This window comes from Streptomyces sp. NPDC097619, from assembly GCF_040302735.1.
Lineage (GTDB): Bacteria > Actinomycetota > Actinomycetes > Streptomycetales > Streptomycetaceae > Streptomyces.
Genome location: NZ_JBEOSD010000081.1, coordinates 13722 through 34198, shown reverse-complemented (window position 1 = coordinate 34198; position 20477 = coordinate 13722). Strand labels below are relative to the sequence as shown.

Sequence of the window (20477 nt, the reverse complement as noted above, 5' to 3'; positions counted from 1 at the left end):
TGATGGCGTTGGCGATCAGCAGCACGGTGCCGTCCCAGTGGTCGAGGACCGCCAGGTCGGAGGTGAGGAGCATGGTCAGTGCGGGGTGCCGGCCACCGGCCGTTTCCCGGGGCGTGCGCCCTCAGCGGCGGGGTGCGCCTCTGCGCCCGGCCGGGTCGGGAGGACGGGGACCGGGGGCGGGTAGGGATGGGCCCCATGGGAGAGCATCTGCTGACAGGGGCCGGATCCGGGATCGGGGCGGCCTTGGCCGGACTGCTGGCCGGGCGGGGACACCGACTGTGGCTGCTGGCCCGGGACCCGTCCCGGGCCGAGGAGTTGGCCGCGCGACATCCCGGCTGCCGCACGGTGGTGGCCGACCTCGCGGAGCCGGACCGGCTCGCCGAACGGCTCGGGGCCCAGGGGCTCCCGGACCGGCTGGACTCACTGCTGCACGTCGCGGGGGTGGCGGACGCCGCCCCGGTGGCCGAGGCCGGGGCCGCCGGCTGGCAACGGACCCTGGCCGTGAACCTGACCGCGCCCGCCGAGCTGACCCGGCTGCTGCTGCCCGCCCTGCGGGCGACCCGCGGCCGGGTGGTGTTCGTCAACTCGGGGGCCGGGGTGCACGCCCCGCCCCGGCTGGGGGCCTACGCCGCCTCGAAGTTCGGCCTCAAGGCCCTCGCGGAGACGCTGCGGGCCGAGGAGTACGCCCACGGGGTGCGCGTCACCACGGTCTACCCCGGGGAGACCGACACCCCCATGCAGGAGCGGCTGCACGCGCAGTTCGGACTGGCCTACGACGCGGCCGCGCACATGAGCCCGGCCACCGTGGCCGCCGCCGTGGTCACCGCACTGGAGCTGCCCGGGGACGCCACCGTCAGCGATCTGACCCTGCGCCCCGGTCACTGACCGCGCGATCCCGGGTCTCGGGATCCCGGATCGCGAACCTCCCCGGGTGCGGCACGGGCCCGGATCCGGGCCCGTGCGCGGCGCCCGTCGGCGGCTCGCCGGAGAGCTCCGCGTAGCCCGGCACCCCGGCCAGCAGCGCGCGGTGGGTGCCGGTGCGGGGGGACAGCCCGTCCAGGAGGAGGACGAGATCGGCGCGGCGGGCGGGGCCCGGCCGGTGGGTGACGGTGACCAGGGTGCCGGGCCGGCGCCGGAACACCTCCTCCACGCGGAGCTCGGCCGCCGCGTCCAGGTGCCGGGTCGCCTCGTCGAGGAGGACCAGGCGGGCGGGCGAGAGGGCGGCGCGGGCCAGGGCCACCAGGGCGCGTTCCCCGCCGGACAGCGTGCCGGGGACGAGGGTGCCGGCCGGCCCGCCCAGGCGTTCCAGCAGCGGTCCGAGCCCCAGCTCCTCGGCGACCCGCATCAGTTCCCCGTCCGGGGTGTCGGGGGCGAGCTGGCGCAGGTTGTCGCGGAGGCTGCCGGTGAACACGTACGGGTCCTGCGGTACCAGGACGCGGGCCCGGGGGCGGTCACGGGGGGCGATCCGGTCCAGGGGCACCCCGCCGATCCGGATCCGGCCGGCGTCCGGGGGCAGCAGTCCCGCGAGGAGGTCGGCGAGGGTGGACTTGCCGATCCCGGAGGGTCCGACGACGGCCAGGTGCGCCCCGTCCGCGAGGTCCAGGTCCAGGCCGTCGAGGACGGGTTCGGCCCCGGGCCCGTAGGCGAAGGTGACCCCGGACAGCGCGGCCGAACCGTCGGCGGGCCGCAGCGGGCCGTCGGGGACGGCCGGCGGCGCGGGCGGACGGGCGGCGGCGGCGAGGCGTTCGGCGGCGACGGCCAGCCGGAGCCAGGAGGCGCCCACCCCCTGGACCAGGAGCCGCAGGGCCGGTTCGAGGGTGGTCAGCACGTACGCGAGGACTCCGACGACGGCGCCGGGGGTCAGGCCGTCCCGGACGAGGGCGGGGGCGGCGGCCACGATGAGCAGCACCGGCAGGTGGGCGCCGAGGGCCACGATGAGGCGGCGCAGGGCGGCGACCCGGGCCAGGGAGCGGGCGGCCCGGAAGTGCGCGTGGACGGCCGCGAGGAGCTCGCGTTCGGCCTCCTCCCGGGCCCCGCAGGCCGTCAGGTCGCGCAGGGCCGCGAGGACGGCGGCGGTGCGGGCGGCCAGCTCCTCCTCGGTGCGGAACGCCGCCCGCTGCCGGCGGACGGTGGCGGGGGCGAGGAGGCCGAAGAGGAGCAGGGCGAGGAGCAGGGGGGCCGCGAACAGCGGGACCGCGGCCGGGGCGACGGCGGCGGTGCCCGCGACGACGGCGGCCAGGGTGAGGGCGAACTGCCACACCAGCAGGAGCTGTCCGGCGAGCGCGTCGCGGACCGCCTCGGTCTGTCGGGTCAGCTGGGCCACGGCCACCGCCGGGGAGCCCGGCTCCGGGCGGGCCGGCTCGGCGACGGCCCGCCGCAGGGTGCCCGTGACCACGTCCCGCAGCAGGGCGTCGCGGGCGGGCTCGATGATCTCGGCGAGCCAGGGATAGGTGCGGCGGCCCGCCCAGGCCCCGGTGAGGGCGGCGAGGGCGAAGGCGCCGAGGCCCAGGGCGGCGGTGCCGGGGCGGTCGGCGAGGAACCCCCGGTCCACGGCGAGGGCCAGGGCCTTGCCGGTGACCAGGGCGGGGGCGGCGGACACCAGGGTCCACACGGTCAGCCCGACGGCCGCCCGGGGGTTCCTCCGCAGGGCGTCGCGCACCAGGGCCCGCACCGGGTGCCGCGGGCGTGCCCCGGACCGGCCCCGGCGCCGGGACGCACGGGCGGCGGGGTCTCCGCCGCCGGTGGTGGCGGCGGGGGCGGTGCTGGCGGCGGTCCGGTCGGGAGTCCGTGGTGGGGGCTCCGGTGGGGTTCCGCCGGGGCCGGGGCGCGGCCGGTCCGGGGCGGGCGGGTCCGGGGCGCGGTGTGCCGGGGCGGCCATGCGGGACGGTCCTCTCCTGGGTCCGGGCGGTGCGTGGCGGGGTGAGCGGGCGGATCAGGAGGCGGCCGGCGGGGCGGACCGGCCGCCGCCCTCCCCCGCGTCCGCGTCGCCCTCCGTTTCCGTGTCCGCAGCCGATTCCGTGTCCGCTCCCGTGGCGGATTCCGTCGCCGTTTCCGGTCCGGGTCCGGCGTGGAAGAGGGCCCGGTAGGCCGGTCGTTCCCAGAGTTCGTGGTGCGGGGCGCAGGCACGCAGCCTCCCCCGGTCCAGCCAGGCGACGGTGTCGGCGCGGGCGGCGACGGCGGCGCGGTGGGTCACGACGACCCGGGTGCGGCGGGCGTCGCCGGCCGCCAGGGAGCGCAGGACCCGGGCCTCGGTGCCGGGGTCCAGGCTGGAGGTGGCGTCGTCGAGGACGAGCAGCCGGCCCTCGCGGGCGAGGGCGCGGGCGAGTCCGACGCGCTGCCGTTGGCCGCCGGAGAGGGGTGCTTCGGCGAGCGCGGTGCCGTATCCGGCGGGGAGCCGTCGGATGAACCCGTCGGCCTCCGCCGTGACCGCGGCCGCGCGGGCGCGACCCGCGGAGGGGCGGGGGGTGCCGGTGCGGAGGGCGTCGAGGAGGGTGCTCCCGGTCAGGGCCGGGTCGGCGAAGGCGTGGGCGACGGCCGCGGACAGGTCGGCGGGGCGGACCTCGTCGAGGGGTACCCCGTCCAGGAGGACCACGCCCCGGTCGGGGGCGAGCAGGCCGCCGGCGACGGCGGCGAGCAGGGAGCTGCCCGCGCCGGAACTGCCGACGACGGCGAGGCAGCGGCCCGCCGGGACCGTCAGTTCGATGGAATCGAGGAGCGGGGTGCCCTCGCGGTGCACGGCCACGGCGCGGAGCTCCAGCCGGCCGGGGCCGGGCGGGAGGGCGCGCAGCCCGGCGGGGGGCGGCGGGACGGCGAGGAGCTCGCGCACGCGGGCCCGTCCGGCCCGGGCGCGGGCCAGGTCCAGCAGGCTCTGGGCGGTGCCGAACCCGCCCAGGCCGAGGGCGGTGTAGCCGAGGGCGGCCACCAGGGCCCCCGGGGTGAGGGTGCCTCGGGTGAGGGCGTGGCCGGCCACGGCGAGGACGACCAGCTGGGTGGCGGGGGCGAGCAGTCCGGTGGACCAGGCGACCCGCCGCTGACTGTCCCACAGGGCGCGGCCGTGGGCGGAGAGTTCGGGGACGGGTTCCAGGACGCGTTCGATCTCCTGCTCGACGGTGCCGGAGGCGGCGATGGTACGGACTCCGGCGAGGGCGTCGAGGAGGCGGGCGGCCACGGCGGCCTGGGCCTCCTGGTAGCCGGTGCCGCGGCGGGTGGTGCGGGTCAGGTGGCGGCGCAGCAGCAGGTAGCCGAGGGGGGCGGTGATCAGGAAGGCGGCCGCGAGGCGGGGGTCCAGCAGCCAGAGGGCGGTCACGGCGCCGAGGGCCATGAGGAGTTGGGCGGCGGCGTGCACGACCGCCTGGGCGGCGAGGGCGGCCTCGGCGGTGGCGGCGGTCAGCCGGGCCAGGAGGTCCCCGGTGGCGGGGCGGGCCGGGGCGTGCGGTCCTCCGGCCAGGACGTGTCGGACGAGGGCGGCGCGGAGGGCGGCGGCCGTACCGGCCGTACCGCGCGGGCCCGCGTACTGGGCCAGGGCCTCGGCGGCGGTGAGCAGGGCCAGGGCGAGGGCCAGGGGTGCGAGGGCGGCGGTGGCGCCTTCGGTCAGGGCGCGGTCCACGGCGGTGGCGAGGACGGCGGGCAGGGCGAGGGAGGCGAGGGAGCTCGCGGTCAGGGCCAGGGCGAGGAGGGCGGGCCATCCGACCCGCTCGCCGGGGCGGCGGCCGGAGCGGGCCGGGCGGGCGCCACGCCGGCTCACGGGGGGTGCGGGGGCGGGGGGCGCGGGGCTCGCGCAGGGCTCGCGGGGCGCCTCGGATCCGGGGGTCCCGGGCGGTTCGGGGGTCGCGGTCGGTGCGGAGGTCGGGGTCGGTTCGGGGGGCCGGGGGCTGTCTTCCCGCATGCCGGTGCCTCCTGGTGGCCGGGGGCCGTGGCCGGGGCGGGCCCGGCGCGCGGGACCGGCCCGGGCTGTCGCACCGCCCGGGCCGGTCTTCTGCGACCGGGTCCTCCGTCACCGCCGGTGGCGGGGCCCGGTGTCGTGGCGGCGGGAGGCCGCCGGTGCCGCTAGAGGCAGAGCAGGGTGCTGACGGTGCTGTTGGTGCAGTTGACGACGCTCAGGGAGCTGAGGACGGACATGTACTCGGTGGTGTCCTCGGGGGTGGCCAGGGACTGCAGGCTGAGGATGGACATGGGGTGCTCCTGTTCTGGCGGTTCGGTGCGGGTGGTGCTTTCCGGTGGGTGCACCGGAAACTCGTGGCCGCGGCCCGCGGGTCGCGGGGGTGGGTGCCGGGGGCCGGGCCGTCAGGCCGCCGGACGGGCGGCTTCGGGCGGCGGGGCGGCGGCGGGTGCCTCGGGGACGGGGTCTCCGAGGAAGGGCAGGGCCGGGGTGCCGACCAGGGCGGTGCCGAGGGCGAGCAGGACGCCGGCGGTGCCGGTGGCGAGGTCCATGGAGAGCCGCAGGAGCTGTTCGCCGGGGAACGCGGCGTGCCCCTGGTAGGGCACCAGGTGCCAGGTGAGCCTTCGGACGTGCCGCCGGACGAGGTCGGCCGAGGGGGTGTCCGTGTCGCTCTCGGTGCCCCGGAGGTGGTGCAGCAGCAGGAGGAGTCCGGCCCGGCCGTTGAAGAGGCCGGACTGCACGATGAACTCGGGTGCGGCGGCGGCCCGGATCCGTTCGAGGCTGTGGCGGCGGGCCGGGTCGGGGCGGTGCCGGAGGAGGTCGGCGAGGACGGCCCCGATGCCCGCGCTGCCGGACTCCAGGTAGGGCAGGACCCGGCTGCCGTCGTCGACCTGGAGGGTGCCGTCCTCACCGAGGACGCAGCGCTCCAGGTCCCGGGCGTGGGCCCGGTCGGCGTGGTCGAGGAGGGCGGGGTCGCCGGTGCGCTCGTACAGCCGGAGCAGGAACAGCGCGGCTCCGGAGGCCCCGTACAGCAGTCCGGTGCGGCGGCTGTCGGTCGTCCCGGGTGCTCCGGGGACCGTGCCGAGGCGACGGACGAGGAGTTCGGCGGTGCGGCAGGCGGCCGTCAGGAGCGCGGCGTCGCCGGTGCGGTCGGCGAAGTGCAGGAGGGTCAGACCGATGCCGGGCAGTCCGGCCGCGAGGTCGGTGCCGTGTCCCTCGGCCGGGTCCGCGAGCAGCCGTTCGAGGAGGGCGTGCGCCTCCCGGGTGCGGCCGAGCCGGTCGAGGGTGAGGGCCACCCCGTGCGAGCCGGTGTACAGACCGGGCCTGCGGGGGTGGCGGGGGACGGCGTCCACGAGCCACTGGACGTGCGCGGGGTCCACGGGCGCCCCGGTGGCGTGCAGGGCCCACAGCACCCCGGCCGTGCCGTAGGCCAGCCCGAGGCCGTCGTGGGTGAACTGGCCCGGGTCGCCGGGGAAGAGCCGGTCCCGCCGGTCCGGGGTGGCGCTCGCGGCCACGGCGGCGGCGAGGGAGGCGCGGAGGGCGGGCCACTCGGCGGGATCCCCGGTGAACAGCCGCTTCAGTCGGGCCCGTTCGTCGGCACCCGCGCCGGTCCCGGCGTCGGCCGCCGGGGTGGGGGCGGCTCCGGTGCGGGGGCCTTCCCGGTCCTCGGGCGCGGCCGGTGTCTCGGCGAGGTGTCCGGCGGGGAGGCCGAAGCGTTCCTCGGCGGAGCGGGCGAGTTCGGTGCGGATCCCGGGGTCGAGGGCGGTGAGCTGCATCAGCGGCAGGTGCATCCACAGCCGCAGGGCGTCCAGCGCGTACCGGTCGATGGCGAAGCCGCGCAGGTCGGCGGGTGCGGCGAAGCCGGCGGCCCCGAGTCCGGGGCGGAGGTAGTCCGCCGCGGGGGAGGCCAGTTCGAAGTCGACGAAGCAGACGGTGCCGTCGGGGCGCACGATCAGGTTGCGGGGGTGGAGGTCCCCGAAGACCACCCCGCGGGCGTGGATGGCCCGCAGTCCTTCGGCGATGCCCGCGAGGACCCGCGCGGCCTCCTCCCGGTAGCGGGCCACCTCCTCGTCGGTGGGGGCGGGGCGCACCAGGGGGTAGTGCCGGGCGAACCAGCGGTTGAGGGGTTCGCCCTCGACGTGTTCCTGGACGAGGAAGTGGTGTTCCCAGGCGGTGTGCAGATCGTGCACGGCGGGGACGCACGACAGTCCGGCGAGCCGGCGGAGGATCGCGTGCTCGGTGTGCAGGCGGGTCACGGCGTCCTCGCCGCGCTGGTCGAGTCCGGCGTGCGGGCGGGCCTCCTTGAGGACCACCTCGGGGCCGCCGCCGGCGGGCCGGGCCACGTAGATGCCGCCGCCGTTGGAGAAGTGCAGGGCGCGCAGGACGGTGTACGGGAACGCGGCGGTGCTGGCGGAGTCGCGGGCGGCGAGGGCCTCGGTGAGGACGGCGGGGACGGGGGCCCAGTCGGGGACCTCGAAGACGGCCCCGCGGACGTCGGGGAGCAGGGCGCCGGAGGGGTCGCGCAGGGCGAGGACGAGTTCGCCGGTCTCGGAGCGGCAGTACCGTTCGGTGAATCCGCCGTAGCGGAGGTAGAGGGGGCCCCGGCGCCAGCGCAGGTCACTGAGGATGTACGGGCCGGCCTGCCCGGCGAGGACGTCGTCCAGTTCGTGGAGACATCGTTCGAGGTCGGCCTCCTCCACGGGGTAGAGGGTCATGAACTTGCCGCTGGAGCCGCGCGCCGCGTACTTGGCGTTCTGGGTCTGCACCAGGGTGGGGCTGCGGAGGAACTTGAAGGCGATCCGGTGGTCGAAGCAGTGGGCGCTCACGGCCGACAGCACCGCTTCGGCGTTGTCCATGCGGGCCGACACGTGGATCTTCCAGCCCTGTTCGGGGAGGTGGGCCCCGGCCGGGGTGCGGCCGGCCCACACGTCCTGCACGGTGGCGTGCCAGCCCTCGGGAGGGTCCGCCGTGGCGGCGGCGAACTCCTCGCGGACGGCCCAGCGGACGGGCGAGTCGTAGAACAGGTTGTCGGCGAAAGAATGCGCCTCGTAGCGCATGTCCACAACGGCCCCCTCGGCTGGGCTGAGAGACGCAGGACGTACCCGGCGGCGGAGGGGTGCGCGGCGTTCCGGGGCCCCGTGGCCGGGGCCCCTCGCGGGGCCGCGGCCGTCCCTCGGCCGCCTGATCCGAAGGTATGACAGGCGGACCGGTCCGGGCAGGGAGCACTGAGCGCATATGCCAGGGCGCGCGGGGCCCCGTTCCCCCTCGATCCGTGCGGCTCCGCGCGCCGGAATAGCTGTTCGACATATGCGGTGCTCACGTGCCACGGGCGCATCCTGCGGCCCGTGCGCGCCGGCGGCCGACGACGGCGGGGCGGAAGGACCGCGGGGCGGCGTGGGAGCGGGGGGCGCGGGAGGGGGCCGTCGGGTCAGTCCTCGGGCCATCCGAGGAGTCGGGCGCCGATGACGGCGGTCTGGAGGGTGTAGCGGTGGGCGGGTTCGTGCGGGTCGGCCCCGGTGAGGGTGTGGATGCGGTCCAACCGGTAGGTGAGGGCGCGGACGCTGAGGGAGAGTCGCCGGGCCGTCTCGGCGGCCACGCAGCCGCTGTCGAAGTAGGCGGAGAGGGTGGCGAGCAGGGGGCCGGGGCCGCCGCGCGCCCGGCGCAGCGGTCCCAGGGTGGTCTCCACGAGATCGGCCATGGCCGCCCGGTCGCGGGCCAGCACGGGGTAGACCAGCAGGTCGGCGGCGTGCAGTACGGGCCCGTCGAGGTCCATCCGGTCGGCGAGGGAGAGCACGTTGAGGGCCTCCTGGTAGGACTGCACCACTCCCCCGGGCCCGGGGTGGGGGCGTCCGATGGCCACCCGGCCGCCGTCGGTGGCGGCGTACGCCTGCTTACCGAAGTGGGCGAGGACGTCGGCGCGGTCACCGGGGGCCACGCAGACGATCCGGCCGTCCTTGGTGGCGAGCAGTACGTTCCGGTCCCGGAAGCGGGTCAGGACGGAGTTCTCCACGGCCCGGGCGACCGGGTAGCCCTCGGCGTACGGTTCGGGGCCGGCGGCCACGGCCACGGCGTGGGACTGCGACAGGCGCAGGCCGAACCGCTGGGCCCGTTCGGCCAGTGCGCCGAGGTCGCCGCCGCCGTGCAGGAGGTCGTCGACGAACTCGCGCCGTGCGGCGACCTCTTGGCGTATCGCCATGGTCTGGGCCCGTTCGTAGCCCTCGGCGAAGGCGTCCACGGCCTGTTCGGTCACGGTGAGCAGGTGTCGGTTGCCCGCGGCCGTCAGGGCGGGTTGCAAGGCGCGGGCGGCAGCGAGGTGGGCGCGGACCAGGCCGCGCAGGGAGAGGCCGGCCTCGGCGGCCCGTTCGCCCCGGGCCCGTCGGGCGTCCAGTTCCTCACGGGTCAGGCGCCGGCCGGTGGCGCAGGCGTCGATCAGGGCGGGCCCGTAGCCCGTCAGGTGGTGCGTCGCCGCGTCCTCCGGTGCCATGCCCGTCCCCGTCCCTTCGCCGTCGGCCCGTCGCCGTGCCGTTCCCGGAGCCGGTACCCGCGGCCCCGGGGCAGTCTAGGAACTGCCGGGACCCGGCAAGGTGTCGGGGTGGGGCGCCGGGTGAGGTGCGGGGTGGTCGGGGTGGTGCCCGCGCGGGCCGGTCCGGTGCTCCGTGGACCGGCCCGCGCGGCGGCTCACCCGTCGATCTCGATCTTCGCCTCGCCGTTCTTCCCGTTGCCGTTCCGGGCCGCGGCGGGGGCCGCGTGGCCGGCGAGCAGCGCGGCGAGGTCCACGCCGGTGGCGGAGCCGAGGAGTTCCATGCCCTGGACCACGTTGTCGGTGACGGTCCGGGACAGCTTCGAGGCGCCGTCGGTGGAGATGACGGTCATCCGGTCGACGGCCGCCAGCGGCTCGGCGGCCTTCGCCACCACCTCGGGCAGGGCCTCCACCATCATCTGGACCATGGCGGCGTCGCCGTACCGTTCGAAGGCTTCGGCCTTCTTCTCCATGGCGGCGGCCTCCGCGGCGCCCTTCGCGGCGATGGCGTCGGCCTCCGCCTCGCCCTCCAGGCGGACGGCTTCGGCGATGGCGGCACGCCGGGAGCGCTCGGCCTCGCCGCGCTTGGCGCCCTCGACGGCCTCGGCCTCGGCCAACGCGGAGCGGCGCTGCTTCTCGCCCTCACCGGTGAGCCGGGAGCGCTCGGCCTCCGCCTGCGCGGCGGCGATCGCGGCCAGTCGCTCCGCCTCGGCCTGCTTGACCCGGGCCACCCGCAGGGACTCGGCCTCCTGCTCGGCGGCGTACCGGCGGGCGTCGGCGGGCTTGCGGACCTCCGTGTCGAGCTGGCGGTCGGTCAGGGCGGCCTGCCGCTCGGCGACCTTCTCCTGCTCGGCGAGGATCTGCTGCTGTCGGGCGGCTTCCGCCAGCGGACCGGAGGCGTTGGCCTGCGCGGCGGCGGCGTCGGTCTCGGCCTTGATCTCCGCCTGCCGCAGGTACAGGGTGCGCTGGGCGACGGCGATCTCCTCCTCCGCCTTCAGGCGGGCCTGCTCGGCCACCCGGCGGGCCCCGGCCTCGGCGATGTCGGCCTCCTGGCGGGCCCGGGCGGCCTCCGGCCGTCCCAGGTCCTCCAGGTAGGAGCCCTCGGTGCTGATGTCCTGGATCTGGAAGGCGTCGAGGACCAGGCCCTGCCCGGAGAGGCTGGCCTCCGCCTCCTCGGCGACCTGTCCGGCGAACGCGGCCCGGTCGCGGATCACGTCCTCGACCGACATCCGGCCGACGATGGCCCGCAGCGCCCCGGAGAGCACCTCCTGGGTGAAGCCGACGATGCCGTCCTGCTGCTGGAGGAAGCGCTGGGCGGCGGCCCGGATGGCGTCCTCGGTGCCGCCCACCTTGACGATCGCCACGCCCTCCAGGTGGGCCTTGATGCCGCGGAGGGTGACCGCCCCGCGGACGGCGACCGGGATGTGTCGGCTGGACAGGTCCAGGGTGTAGCGCTGCTGGACGAAGGGGACCACGAAGACCCCGCCGCCGACCACGACCTTCTGTCCGCTGTTGTCGGTGAACACCCGGCCCGTCTCCGGGTCCGTGGCCCGCCGGCCGCGCCGTCCGGTGATGATGAACGCCTCGCTGGGGCCGGCCACCTTGTACCGGGTGACGATCACCAGGGCGAGCAGGACGAGGAGGACCAGGATCCCCGTGATCGCGGTGACGACTGGACTCATGGACGTGTCTCCCCCCGCCCTCCCCGCCGGGGAGGGCTTCGGTGTCGGATGGAACGCGGGCGGTCCGCCCGCCGGCGGCCGCGGCCCGGCCGGTCAGCGTTCGACGGCCCGGACGCTGACGGAGCCGGCCGAGGCCACGGCCGTGACCCAGACCTCCGTACCGCGGGGCACCGGGCCCTCGGCGGTCGCGGAGAACTTCACGGTCTGTCCGGCCGGCCTCAGCAGCACCTCGCCGTAGCCCGCGGCCGGGATCGCGGTGACCACGGTCCCGGTCGAGCCGACCAGGGTCTCCCGGCCGGGCGCGGCCCCGCCGCCGTCCCGCGTCAGGGCCCGGCCGAAGCGCAGGGCCGCCCAGGCGGTGCCCGCTCCGGCGAGGGTCCCGACGACGGCGGCCGGCACCGGTCCGGCTCCGGTGGCGGCCCGTATCAGGGCGCCGGTGAAGCCGAGCATCGAGACGAAGCCCGCGATGACGGGCAGCGAGAGGAGGCCGTCGGGGAACCCGGCGCCGAGGCCGTCGGTCAGCCCTTCCAGGACTCCGTCGAAGAGCAGGGAACAGGCCAGCAGGACGGTGCCCGCGATGCCGAGACCCAGGAACGGTTCCACGGATCCACCTCCCCCGCCCGGACGGGACCTCCGCCGGACAAGTGCAGGGTGACACCTCTGCCGGGATCCTTTCATTGCCGGATCCCGGCAGTCTTTACGCTTCTCTGACGCAGCCGGGGGCGGGGGCCGTCCGGTCAGGTCCGGCGATCGCCGAGGCCGCCGTCACCCAGGCCCGCAGGGCCGGGGGGTCCACTTCGGCCAGGCTGTCGGCGAAGCGTCGCCGGGGCGAGGGCGGGACCGGCAGCAGCGAGGGCACCACCAGGAGGGGGCAGCCCGCGGCCTCGGCGGAGGCCGCCCCGTCCGGGGAGTCCTCCACGGCCACGCAGTGCTCGATCGGCACGCCGAGCAGTCCCGCGGCGGCCAGGTAGGGCTCGGGGTGCGGCTTCGTCCGGGCCACGTCGTCGGCGGACAGGGTGAGGGCGAAGGGCACGTGCCCGAGGGCGCCCCGGGTCACCGAGTCCACGACCGTCCGGGGGGAGGCGCTGACCAGGGCGAAGGGCACGCCCTCCGCTTCGAGGGCGGTCAACAGCGCCTGGGCGCCGGGACGGAGCGGGGTGCCCTCCTCGACCCGGGTCAGGAAGGCGGCTCCGAGGGCCTCGGCCAGCGCGGCCGGCGCGGCCGGATCGGTGGTCCCGGTGACGCGGGCCAGGTGCGCGGCGGTGTCCTCCACGGCCCGGCCGACGACCTCGGGGGCGTCGGCGGGGCCGAGGCGGTGGCCGAGCGAGGCGGCGAGCTCCTCGGTGACGCGCCACCACAGGCCCTCGGTGTCCACCAGGGTGCCGTCCATGTCGAACAGGACGGCGGCCAGGTCGCTCATGCCGCGCTCCGGGGGACGACGAGGACCGGCCGGTCGGAGAGTCCGATGGTGGTGCGGGTGCCGGGGGCCAGCGGGGCGGCCTCGCGGGAGGGGAGGTCGGCCCGGATCCGTGCCCCGTCGGCGAGTTCGAGGTGGACGCGGGTGACCGCGCCGAGGAAGGAGGCGGAGAGCACGCGGGTGGTGCCGGCCGGGTCGGCGGTGACGGTGATGTCCTCGGGGCGCAGCAGGACGTCCACCTCCGGCCCGGTGGGGGCGGTGCCGTCGACGGGGAGGCGGTGTCCGGCCACGTCCACGAGGCCGCCGCCGGTGCGGCCGGGCAGCCGGTTCATGGTGCCGACGAAGCCGGCGACGAAGGGGGTGGCCGGGCGGGCGTACAGCTCGGCGGGGGCGGCGCACTGTTCCAGGCGGCCCGCGTTGAGCACGGCGACCCGGTCGGCCATGGACAGGGCCTCCTCCTGGTCGTGGGTGACGAAGACGGTGGTGATGCCCAGGGAGAGCTGGAGGCGGCGGATCTCCTCGCGCAGGCTCTGTCGGACCTGGGCGTCGAGGGCGGACAGCGGCTCGTCCAGGAGCAGCAGGCGCGGTTCCAGGGCGAGGGCGCGGGCCAGGGCGACGCGCTGCTGCTGGCCGCCGGAGAGCTGGTGGGCGTAGCGGTCGCCGTGGCGGGGCAGGCCGACGAGTTCGAGGAGTTCGGCGGCGCGGGCGTGCCGGCGGGCGGCGGGCACCTTGCGGACCTTCATGCCGAAGGCGACGTTGTCGCGGACGGTGAGGTTCGGGAAGAGGCTGTACGACTGGAAGACCATGCCGGCGTCGCGCCGGTTGGCGGGGACGTCGGTGATGTCGCGTCCGTCGACGAGGACTTCGCCGGAGTCGGGCCGTTCGAAGCCGGCGACCATGCGCAGGGCGGTGGTCTTGCCGCAGCCGGAGGGGCCCAGGAGGGCGAGGAGTTCGCCGGGGCCGACGGTGAGGTCGAGGCCGTCGAGGGCGGTGGTGGAGCCGAAGCTGCGGCGCAGGGCGCGGAACTCCAGCCGGGCGCCGGGGGTCGCGGCCGGGCTGGTGCGGCTCTCGGTCACGGGGGACATGGGTCAGGACTCCTTACGGGGCGCGGTCGTTCCCGGGGCCGTTCCGGCGCGGGAGAGGACCAGCAGCAGCGCCCAGGTGACGACGAGGCTGAGGACGGACACGGCGACCGACATGCGGGCCTGCGATCCGGAGATGGAGACGATCCAGACGGCGAACGGCTGGAAGCCGAGGAGGGAGGCGATGGTGAACTCGCCGAGGACCAGGGCCAGGGTGAGGAAGGCCGCTCCGGCCAGGGAGGAGCGCAGGTTGGGGAGGATCACGCGCAGGACGGTGCGGGTCCAGGAGGCCCCGCAGTTGCGGGCCGCCTCCACCAGGGTGGGGACGTCCACGGCCCGGAGTCCGGCGTCCAGGGAGCGGTACACGAAGGGCAGGGCGAGGACGGTGTAGGCGAGGACCAGGACCACGGGGAAGGACTCGTCCTGTACGGCGAGGAAGGTCCGGTAGAGCGGGGTCCGGGAGAGGTGGTCGGGGCCCCAGCGCAGCACCGTGCTGATGCCGGTGACGAGGGCGATGGGCGGGACCACCAGGGGCAGCATGCACATCACCTCGACCACGGGGCGGAGCCGGGGGGCGCCGATGCGGACGGCGACCAGCGCGGGCACGGCCAGGGCCAGGGAGAGCACGATGGTCGCGGCCGCCAGGCCGAGGGAGAGGAGCAGGCTGCTCGTGAAGCCCTCGGCGCCGAGGAGTCCGGTGTAGGCGTCGAAGCTGATGCCCTGGCCGGGTACGTGGACGGTGAAGACGAAGGAGGCCGCCAGCGGGAGCAGGAAGTAGGCGGCCGCGAGGCCGAGGACGGCGCCGCGCCAGATCCGGGGGCGGCCGCGCCGGTCGCGGCGGGCGGCGGCGGGTCGGGTGGGGGCGGGGGTGGCGCCGCCGGCGGCGGTGTCCGGGGCGGTGGGGGTCATCGCAGCCATCGGGCGCTCCGTCGCTGGAGGGGCAGGTAGACCGCCATGACCAGGGCGGCGATCAGGATCATGTCGAGGCCGAGGGCCAGGGCCACGTTCTCCTGGCCGGTCAGGACGTTCCCGGACAGGGCGTCCGCGATCTTGAGGGTGACCAGCGGGACGGAGCCGCCGACCAGGGCGGCCGCGGTGGCGTGGGCGGCGAAGGCGGTGCCGAAGAGGAGCACGGCCCCGCCGAGCAGGGTGGGGGTGAGCACCGGGATGCCGATGTGCCGCCAGAACTGCCAGGTGCCCGCGCCGGCGTTGGCGGCGGCCTCGCGCCACTGCGGCCGCAGTCCGTCGAGCGCGGGTACGGCCACCAGCACCATGAGGGGGATCAGGAAGTACAGGTAGACGGTGGCCAGGCCGCCGAAGGAGTACAGGTCCCAGCCGAGCGAGGTGAGGTCGCCGAGCCGGGTGACGACCCCGGAGATGCCCAGGGTGGCGATGAAGGCGAAGGCGAGGGGGACGCCGCCGAAGTTCGCGAGGACGCCGGAGGCGGTCAGGGCGATGTCGCGGAGCGCCTTGGAGCGGGAGGTGACGACGGCCTGGGCGATGAGCACGCCCAGGACGCAGGCGATGAGGGCGGTGAGCGCGGAGAGCCGCACGCTGCCGGCGAGGGAGTCCAGGTAGGGGCCCTGGAGGGAGCGCCCGAGGTGTTCGCCGGTGAGGCGGGTGGCTCCGGTGGCCGGGTCGGTGCCGGTGACGGCTCCGAAGGCGAGGGCTCCGAAGGGGAGACCGAAGCAGATCGCGGTGAACAGCAGCAGGGGGAGGGCGGCGAGCCAGGTGCGGGGGCCGCGCCGCCGGCGGCGGGAGGTGCCGCCGGCGGTCCCCGGGTGGGGGGTCGGGTGTGCGGACATCAGGAGAGTGCCTTGTCCCACTTCTCGGCGAGGGTGGCCTTGGCCTGGTCGAGCTCGGAGGAGGCCGGGAAGGCGGGGGTGCCCTTGACCTCGGGGAGCTTGGCGACGAACTCCTTGTCGGCGGTGCCGTCCTGGGTCATCGCCGGCAGCAGGACGGGGCGGGCGTAGCCCTTGAGCCAGAGGTTCTGGCCCTCGGGGCTGTAGAGGAACTCCATCCACAGGCGGGCGGCCGCGGGGTGCGGGGCGTGCTTGTTGATGGCCTGGGAGTAGTACTGGGCGTAGACCCCGTCGGTGGGGACGGCGACCTTCCAGTCGACGCCCTTGCCCTGGAACTGGTCGGCGTAGCCGGCGTTGAGGTAGTCCCAGTCGATGGAGATGGGCGTCTCGCCCTTCTCGACGGTGGCGGGTGTGGACTCCACGGGGATGAAGTTGCCGCTCTTCTTCAGCTTGGCGAAGAAGTCGATGCCGGGCTGGATGTCGGCGAAGGATCCCTTGTTGGCGAGGGCCGCCGCGTAGACGCCGCCGAAGGCGGAGCCGGACTTGGTCGGGTTGCCGTTGAGGGCGACCTTGCCCTTGTACTCGGGCTTGAGCAGGTCGGCGAAGCTCGTCGGGCAGACCTTGACGCGCTTGGCGTCGCAGCCGATGGAGACGTAGCCACCGTAGTCGTTGTACCAGCGGCCGGCCACGTCCTTCTGCTCCCCGGGGATCTTGTCCCAGGAGGCCACCTTGTAGGGGGCGAAGAGGCCCTCGCCGGCGCCGCTGCGGGCGAAGGCGATGCCGAGGTCGAGGACGTCGGGGGCGCGGTCCTGGCCCTTGCGGGTCTTGACGGCGGCGATCTCGTCGGCGCTGGCGGCGTCCGGGTTCTCGCTCTTGACCTTGATCTTGTACTTGGCCTCGAAGGTCGTGATGATCTCGCCGTAGTTCGCCCAGTCCGGCGGCAGGGCGATGACGTTCAGCTCGCCCTCCTTCTGCGCGGCGGCGACCAGCGCCTCCAGGCCGCCCAGCTCCGCGGCGGAGCCGGCGGAGGCGGGGGCCGCCTTGCCCTTCTCCGTCGGGGCGTCGGGGGCGGCGCCGCAGGCCGCGGTGAGGGTGACGAGTGCGGCGGCGCCGAGGACGGCGGCTGCGCGGCGGGACGATCTGGGCACGGGGGCTCCTGGATCCTGAGGGTGGGAGGACGGAACTTGTCTGAACAAGTCCTGGCCCCACTTCGCCCGTGCCGACCGACGCGGACATGAACGGGACATGACCGTCCCGCGAGCGCCGGAGGAATTGCCGCCGGGGGTGAAGTCCAGGTGAAAGCGGGTGGCTTGAAGCAGGCTCCGCACCGGGCGACCAGGTGTGACCCGGGGTTAGAGTGGCCTGCGGGCCGGCACCCAGGGTGACCGGCTGTGTACAGGAACGCACCGACTGGGGGGCCGGACATGGGGACCGCGCGCTATCTGGAGATCGCCGACAGCATTCGTGGGGCGATCCGCTCGGGCATCTACCCGGTGGGCGGGCGGCTGCCCTCGGAGAGCGAGTTGACCGCCCGCTGGTCGGCCTCCCGGGGCACCGTCCGGCAGGCCGTGGCCCAGCTGGTCACCGAGGGGCTGGTGGGGTCCCGGCAGGGGACCCGGCGGATCGTGCTGCGGCAGGAACGGCGGCACGGTTTCGAGGAGCTGAACAGTTTCGCCCAGTGGGCCCGAGGGCTGGGGCTGGAGGTGGGCAGTCGGATGCTGGCCCGGGCCCGCCGCGCGGCCACCGCGGAGGAGGCCCAGCGGCTGGGGGTGCCCGAGGGCAGCGAGGTCCTGCACGTGCTGCGGCTGCGCAGCCTCGGCGGGGAACCGGCCATGGTGGAGCGGACCGCCTACGCGGCCTGGGCGGCGCCGGCGGTGGAGGCCCTGGCGGAGGACTGCGTCTCCATCATGGACAGCCTGGCCCGGGAGGCGGGGATCGTGGCCCAGTACGGCGAGCACCTCATCGACGCCGTGGCTGCGGGCAGCGAGGACGCCCGGATGCTGGGGGTGCGCCGCGGCAGCCCGCTGCTGCGACAGCGCCACCTGACCTCGGATCAGGACGGTCGCCCCATCGAATGGACGGACGACCGCTACCGGGCGGGCAGCGTCACCTTCAGCGTGCGCAACGCGGCGGGCGCCGCCCCCCTGGAGCGACGCCCCGGCCCCGACGCCTGAGGCCGCGCTTTCCGGATCCCGCCCTCGCCGCCCGGCCGCGCGTCCCGCGCGGTCGGGGCCGGTGCGGTCGGGGCCGGTGCGGTCGGCGGGGCGTCAGTTCATGATGAGCAGGCGAGTGCCGGCCACCAGCTTGCGGTTGACGCTGGTGCTCTGCACGAAGATGGTGAACTCGTCGTTCTGGTCGGGCTTGACCCGGGCCTCGGCGTCGGGCAGCCCCAGCAGGGCGCGGGCCTCCGGTCCGGTGTGGACGCGGTCGGACTTCTTCTCCAGGACGGCGATCTGCTTCCGCGCCTGGATCTTCTCGGATTTGCTCAGCTGGTAGAAAGCGCAGCCGGTGCGGTATTCGTGTCCGGATTCCACCACCCATTCCTTGATGGAGGCGTCGCGGGCCACCTGGACGAGCTGGTAGGTGGAGGGATCGGCGGCCTGGAGACCGGCCGCCTTGATGGTGTCGCTGTTGACCGCGTCGGCCCCGGTGGAGAAGACGGCCCGGGAGCCGCGGATTCCCTTGGTGCGGCCCACCATGAACTTCTCGGTGGCCTCCTGGATGACCTGGCCGGCCTCCTGGAGGCCCTGGGTGCTGGTGGCGTCCCAGATGGCGATGTTGTCCTTGGGGAAGCCGTACTGCATGGCCTCGCGCTTGCCCATCTGGTCGGGGACCAGGACGGCGAGGGTCCAGTTGTCGGCCTGTCCCTCGATCATCGAGGACACGGCCTTGACCAGCTCGGCCGGCTTGCGGGAGGGGCTGCCGGGGCAGCGGTGGCTGACGTTCTCCTGGCCGTCCGTGAGCACGAAGGTGAGGAAGCTGTGGTCGCCGTAGAGCTGGGCCGTCTGGGCCAGTTCGGCCTGGGACTTCAGGGTGGCGGCGAGGAGGGCGGTCATCCCGCCGGTCCGGTAGACCTGCTTCAGGGACGGCATCCGCAGCACGTCCTTGTCGTAGACCACGCATTCCACGTCATAGGAGAAGACGTAGACGGTCACGCGGGTCTCCTGGTCGAGCTCTTGGGAGCGACGGGCCAGATAGGCGATCTGCTGGTCCGCGACGTCGATCACCTTTTCGCGGAGGTGGGACATGGAGGAACTGGCGTCCAGCACGAGGGCCACGTGATTGATGTAGTTCTGGTTTCCGGACATGCCGAACTCCCCTTTTTCCGCTCTCCGTTTCGGTGATCCGATCCTCGCACCCGGCACTGACAACGGGCCTTCCCCGACGCCGGGACCGCGGGGGGCCGAGCGGAACCGGTCCGGCCCGCCCGCACGGCTCCTTTTTGACGCGCGCATGCCATCCTGGCGGCGGCACGACGGCCGTCCCGACCGGGGCGGCGAGGTCCGCGGTTCACCCAAGGGACACCTGAGCAACCCTGCGGGATCACCGGCACGCATCGTGGCGCTCCTACGTTCCGTCAGGCTCTCGTCCCGTGAACGAAAGGTTTGGCATGCCCAGTCGGAAGACCACCACGGTGGCTCTCGTCGGCACCCTCTCCTCGGCCGCCCTCGCGGCCACGGCCCTGACCGTCCTGGCACCCCACGCCTCGGCGGCCGGCGCCACGTTCGCCGCGACGGCGGACACCTACGTGGACGCGCAGAACGCCTCCGCCAACTACGGCTCCGCCCAGCAGATCGGCGTCGACAACAGCCCGGTCAAGCAGTCCTTCCTGAAGTTCGACGTCTCGGGCCTGACCCAGCCCGTCACCAAGGCCGTCCTGCGGATCCACGTGGACGACGTCTCGGGCGCCGAGAGCGGCAGCGGCGGCAGCTTCCGCGCCATGTCGAACACCACCTGGTCCGAGAACTCCGTGACCTACAACAGCCGTCCGTCCGTGGACGGTGCCGTCCTCGGCACCCTCGGCTCGGTCTCCCGCAACGCCTGGTACGAGGTCGACGTCACCTCCCACGTCAAGGGCAACGGCACCTTCGGCATCGGCATCACCTCCTCCAGCAGCAACGGCGCCGACTACGACTCCCGGGAGACCGGGGCCACCGCGCCCCAGCTCGTGGTGGAGACCGGCAGCGGCCCGACGCCCAGCCCGAGCCCGAGCGGCAGCACCCCTCCCCCGTCCGGTGACCCGGTCCTGGTCGGCGCGGGGGACATCGCCACCTCCGGATCCGGCGACAGCGTGACCGCCGACCTGCTCGACGGCATCCCCGGCACGGTGTTCACCCTCGGCGACAACGCCTACCCGAACGGCACCGCCTCCGACTTCTCCACCTACTACGAGCCCACCTGGGGCCGCCACAAGGCCCGCACCCGCCCGGTGCCCGGCAACCACGACTACCTCACCTCGGGGGCCTCCGCCTACTACACCTACTTCGGCTCCAACGCCGGCCCCTCCGGCCGTGGTTACTACTCCTACGACCTCGGCGCCTGGCACGTGGTCGCCCTCAACTCCGAGACCTCCATGGCCGCCGGATCCGCCCAGGAGCAGTGGCTGCGCGCCGACCTGGCCGCGAACACCAAGCAGTGCACCGTCGCCCTGTGGCACAAGCCCCGCTGGACGTCGAGTTCCAGCCACGCCGGCGACCCCTCCACGGGCCCCCTGGTCAAGGCCCTGTACGACTACGACGCCGAGGTCGTCCTCACCGGGCACAACCACCAGTACGAGCGGTTCGCCCCGCAGAACCCCAGCGGGCAGCTCGACACCGCCCGCGGTCTGAGGCAGTTCGTCGCCGGGATGGGCGGCGCGAGCCTCTACGGCTTCGGCACCATCCAGCCCAACAGCGAGGCCCGCAACAACAACACCTTCGGCGTGCTCAAGCTGACGCTGCGGTCCGGAAGCTACGACTGGCAGTTCGTCCCCGAGGCGGGCAAGACCTACAACGACAGCGGCACCGGCACCTGCCACTGACGCCCGTCCTCGGCCGCGCGCCGTCCCGCCCGGTTCCGGGCCGGGCGGCGCGCGGCCCCGACCCCCGGAGGTCACC

Annotated in this window: 16 protein-coding genes; 3 read left to right on the top strand and 13 right to left on the bottom strand. The window is 75.3% G+C overall.

Annotation, left to right across the window (positions count from 1 at the left end):
- The first annotated feature begins 195 nt into the window (after positions 1-195).
- Complete coding sequence (locus ABTZ17_RS21915) at positions 196-885, top strand: SDR family oxidoreductase (protein ID WP_352197357.1); 690 nt, start codon at positions 196-198, stop codon at positions 883-885.
- Here ABTZ17_RS21915 and ABTZ17_RS21910 read toward each other — a convergent pair.
- The 12 genes from ABTZ17_RS21910 to ABTZ17_RS21855 form a co-directional block, all read right to left on the bottom strand.
- Positions 854-2878, bottom strand: a complete 2025-nt coding sequence (locus ABTZ17_RS21910; protein ID WP_352197356.1) for an ATP-binding cassette domain-containing protein — start codon at positions 2876-2878, stop codon at positions 854-856. The genes ABTZ17_RS21915 and ABTZ17_RS21910 overlap by 32 nt on opposite strands.
- A 54-nt stretch (positions 2879-2932) precedes the next feature.
- The gene (locus tag ABTZ17_RS21905) at positions 2933-4744 is read right to left on the bottom strand and encodes an ATP-binding cassette domain-containing protein (RefSeq protein WP_352197355.1); all 1812 of its coding nucleotides are present in this window, start codon (positions 4742-4744) and stop codon (positions 2933-2935) included.
- 302 nt (positions 4745-5046) lie between these two features.
- Entirely contained in the window at positions 5047-5172 is a 126-nt protein-coding gene (locus ABTZ17_RS21900) for a SapB/AmfS family lanthipeptide (protein WP_352197354.1), read from the bottom strand.
- Between the two features lie 111 nt (positions 5173-5283).
- Positions 5284-7935 carry a class III lanthionine synthetase LanKC gene (gene lanKC, locus ABTZ17_RS21895; protein WP_352197359.1) on the bottom strand — a complete coding sequence of 884 codons (2652 nt, stop codon included), beginning with the start codon at positions 7933-7935 and terminating at the stop codon, positions 5284-5286.
- Positions 7936-8306: 371 nt separating this feature from the next.
- Positions 8307-9362: a PucR family transcriptional regulator gene (locus ABTZ17_RS21890; protein WP_352197353.1), complete on the bottom strand. Its 1056-nt coding sequence runs from the start codon at positions 9360-9362 to the stop codon at positions 8307-8309.
- A gap of 194 nt (positions 9363-9556) precedes the next feature.
- The gene (locus tag ABTZ17_RS21885; RefSeq protein ID WP_352197352.1) at positions 9557-11080 is read right to left on the bottom strand and encodes an SPFH domain-containing protein; all 1524 of its coding nucleotides are present in this window, start codon (positions 11078-11080) and stop codon (positions 9557-9559) included.
- A 93-nt stretch (positions 11081-11173) separates the two neighbouring features.
- Positions 11174-11683 (bottom strand): NfeD family protein, encoded by a 510-nt coding sequence (locus ABTZ17_RS21880; RefSeq protein ID WP_352197351.1) that lies wholly within the window; start codon positions 11681-11683, stop codon positions 11174-11176.
- Between the two features lie 94 nt (positions 11684-11777).
- Positions 11778-12500 (bottom strand): HAD family hydrolase, encoded by a 723-nt coding sequence (locus ABTZ17_RS21875; RefSeq protein ID WP_352197350.1) that lies wholly within the window; start codon positions 12498-12500, stop codon positions 11778-11780.
- Positions 12497-13582, bottom strand: a complete 1086-nt coding sequence (locus tag ABTZ17_RS21870) for an ABC transporter ATP-binding protein (RefSeq protein WP_352197349.1) — start codon at positions 13580-13582, stop codon at positions 12497-12499. The genes ABTZ17_RS21875 and ABTZ17_RS21870 overlap by 4 nt, the downstream gene beginning before the upstream one ends.
- A 3-nt stretch (positions 13583-13585) precedes the next feature.
- Complete coding sequence (locus tag ABTZ17_RS21865; RefSeq protein ID WP_352197348.1) at positions 13586-14497, bottom strand: ABC transporter permease; 912 nt, start codon at positions 14495-14497, stop codon at positions 13586-13588.
- Positions 14485-15384 (bottom strand): ABC transporter permease, encoded by a 900-nt coding sequence (locus tag ABTZ17_RS21860; RefSeq protein ID WP_352197347.1) that lies wholly within the window; start codon positions 15382-15384, stop codon positions 14485-14487. The genes ABTZ17_RS21865 and ABTZ17_RS21860 overlap by 13 nt, the downstream gene beginning before the upstream one ends.
- Positions 15384-16529, bottom strand: a complete 1146-nt coding sequence (locus tag ABTZ17_RS21855) for an ABC transporter substrate-binding protein (RefSeq protein WP_352197346.1) — start codon at positions 16527-16529, stop codon at positions 15384-15386. The genes ABTZ17_RS21860 and ABTZ17_RS21855 overlap by 1 nt, the downstream gene beginning before the upstream one ends.
- Before the next feature lie 276 nt (positions 16530-16805).
- Here ABTZ17_RS21855 and ABTZ17_RS21850 point away from each other — a divergent pair, with 276 nt between their 5' ends.
- Positions 16806-17555 (top strand): GntR family transcriptional regulator, encoded by a 750-nt coding sequence (locus ABTZ17_RS21850; RefSeq protein WP_352197345.1) that lies wholly within the window; start codon positions 16806-16808, stop codon positions 17553-17555.
- 93 nt (positions 17556-17648) lie between these two features.
- Here the strand turns inward: ABTZ17_RS21850 and ABTZ17_RS21845 are convergent, their stop codons facing one another.
- Positions 17649-18689 (bottom strand): vWA domain-containing protein, encoded by a 1041-nt coding sequence (locus ABTZ17_RS21845; RefSeq protein WP_352197344.1) that lies wholly within the window; start codon positions 18687-18689, stop codon positions 17649-17651.
- A 302-nt stretch (positions 18690-18991) separates the two neighbouring features.
- Here ABTZ17_RS21845 and ABTZ17_RS21840 point away from each other — a divergent pair, with 302 nt between their 5' ends.
- The gene (locus tag ABTZ17_RS21840) at positions 18992-20401 is read left to right on the top strand and encodes a CBM96 family carbohydrate-binding protein (protein WP_352197343.1); all 1410 of its coding nucleotides are present in this window, start codon (positions 18992-18994) and stop codon (positions 20399-20401) included.
- Positions 20402-20477: the final 76 nt, after the last annotated feature.

What these genes read in the sequence shown, in the direction of transcription:
- ABTZ17_RS21890 (WP_352197353.1), bottom strand. Translation starts at nt 9,362, where the DNA reads ATGGCACCGGAGGACGCGGCGACGCACCACCTGACGGGCTACGGGCCC.
- ABTZ17_RS21910 (WP_352197356.1), bottom strand. Translation starts at nt 2,878, where the DNA reads ATGGCCGCCCCGGCACACCGCGCCCCGGACCCGCCCGCCCCGGACCGG.
- ABTZ17_RS21915 (WP_352197357.1), top strand. Translation starts at nt 196, where the DNA reads ATGGGAGAGCATCTGCTGACAGGGGCCGGATCCGGGATCGGGGCGGCC.
- ABTZ17_RS21860 (WP_352197347.1), bottom strand. Translation starts at nt 15,384, where the DNA reads ATGTCCGCACACCCGACCCCCCACCCGGGGACCGCCGGCGGCACCTCC.
- ABTZ17_RS21870 (WP_352197349.1), bottom strand. Translation starts at nt 13,582, where the DNA reads ATGTCCCCCGTGACCGAGAGCCGCACCAGCCCGGCCGCGACCCCCGGC.
- lanKC (WP_352197359.1), bottom strand. Translation starts at nt 7,935, where the DNA reads ATGCGCTACGAGGCGCATTCTTTCGCCGACAACCTGTTCTACGACTCG.
- ABTZ17_RS21865 (WP_352197348.1), bottom strand. Translation starts at nt 14,497, where the DNA reads ATGGCTGCGATGACCCCCACCGCCCCGGACACCGCCGCCGGCGGCGCC.
- ABTZ17_RS21840 (WP_352197343.1), top strand. Translation starts at nt 18,992, where the DNA reads ATGCCCAGTCGGAAGACCACCACGGTGGCTCTCGTCGGCACCCTCTCC.
- ABTZ17_RS21900 (WP_352197354.1), bottom strand. Translation starts at nt 5,172, where the DNA reads ATGTCCATCCTCAGCCTGCAGTCCCTGGCCACCCCCGAGGACACCACC.
- ABTZ17_RS21845 (WP_352197344.1), bottom strand. Translation starts at nt 18,689, where the DNA reads ATGTCCGGAAACCAGAACTACATCAATCACGTGGCCCTCGTGCTGGAC.
- ABTZ17_RS21875 (WP_352197350.1), bottom strand. Translation starts at nt 12,500, where the DNA reads ATGAGCGACCTGGCCGCCGTCCTGTTCGACATGGACGGCACCCTGGTG.
- ABTZ17_RS21885 (WP_352197352.1), bottom strand. Translation starts at nt 11,080, where the DNA reads ATGAGTCCAGTCGTCACCGCGATCACGGGGATCCTGGTCCTCCTCGTC.
- ABTZ17_RS21850 (WP_352197345.1), top strand. Translation starts at nt 16,806, where the DNA reads ATGGGGACCGCGCGCTATCTGGAGATCGCCGACAGCATTCGTGGGGCG.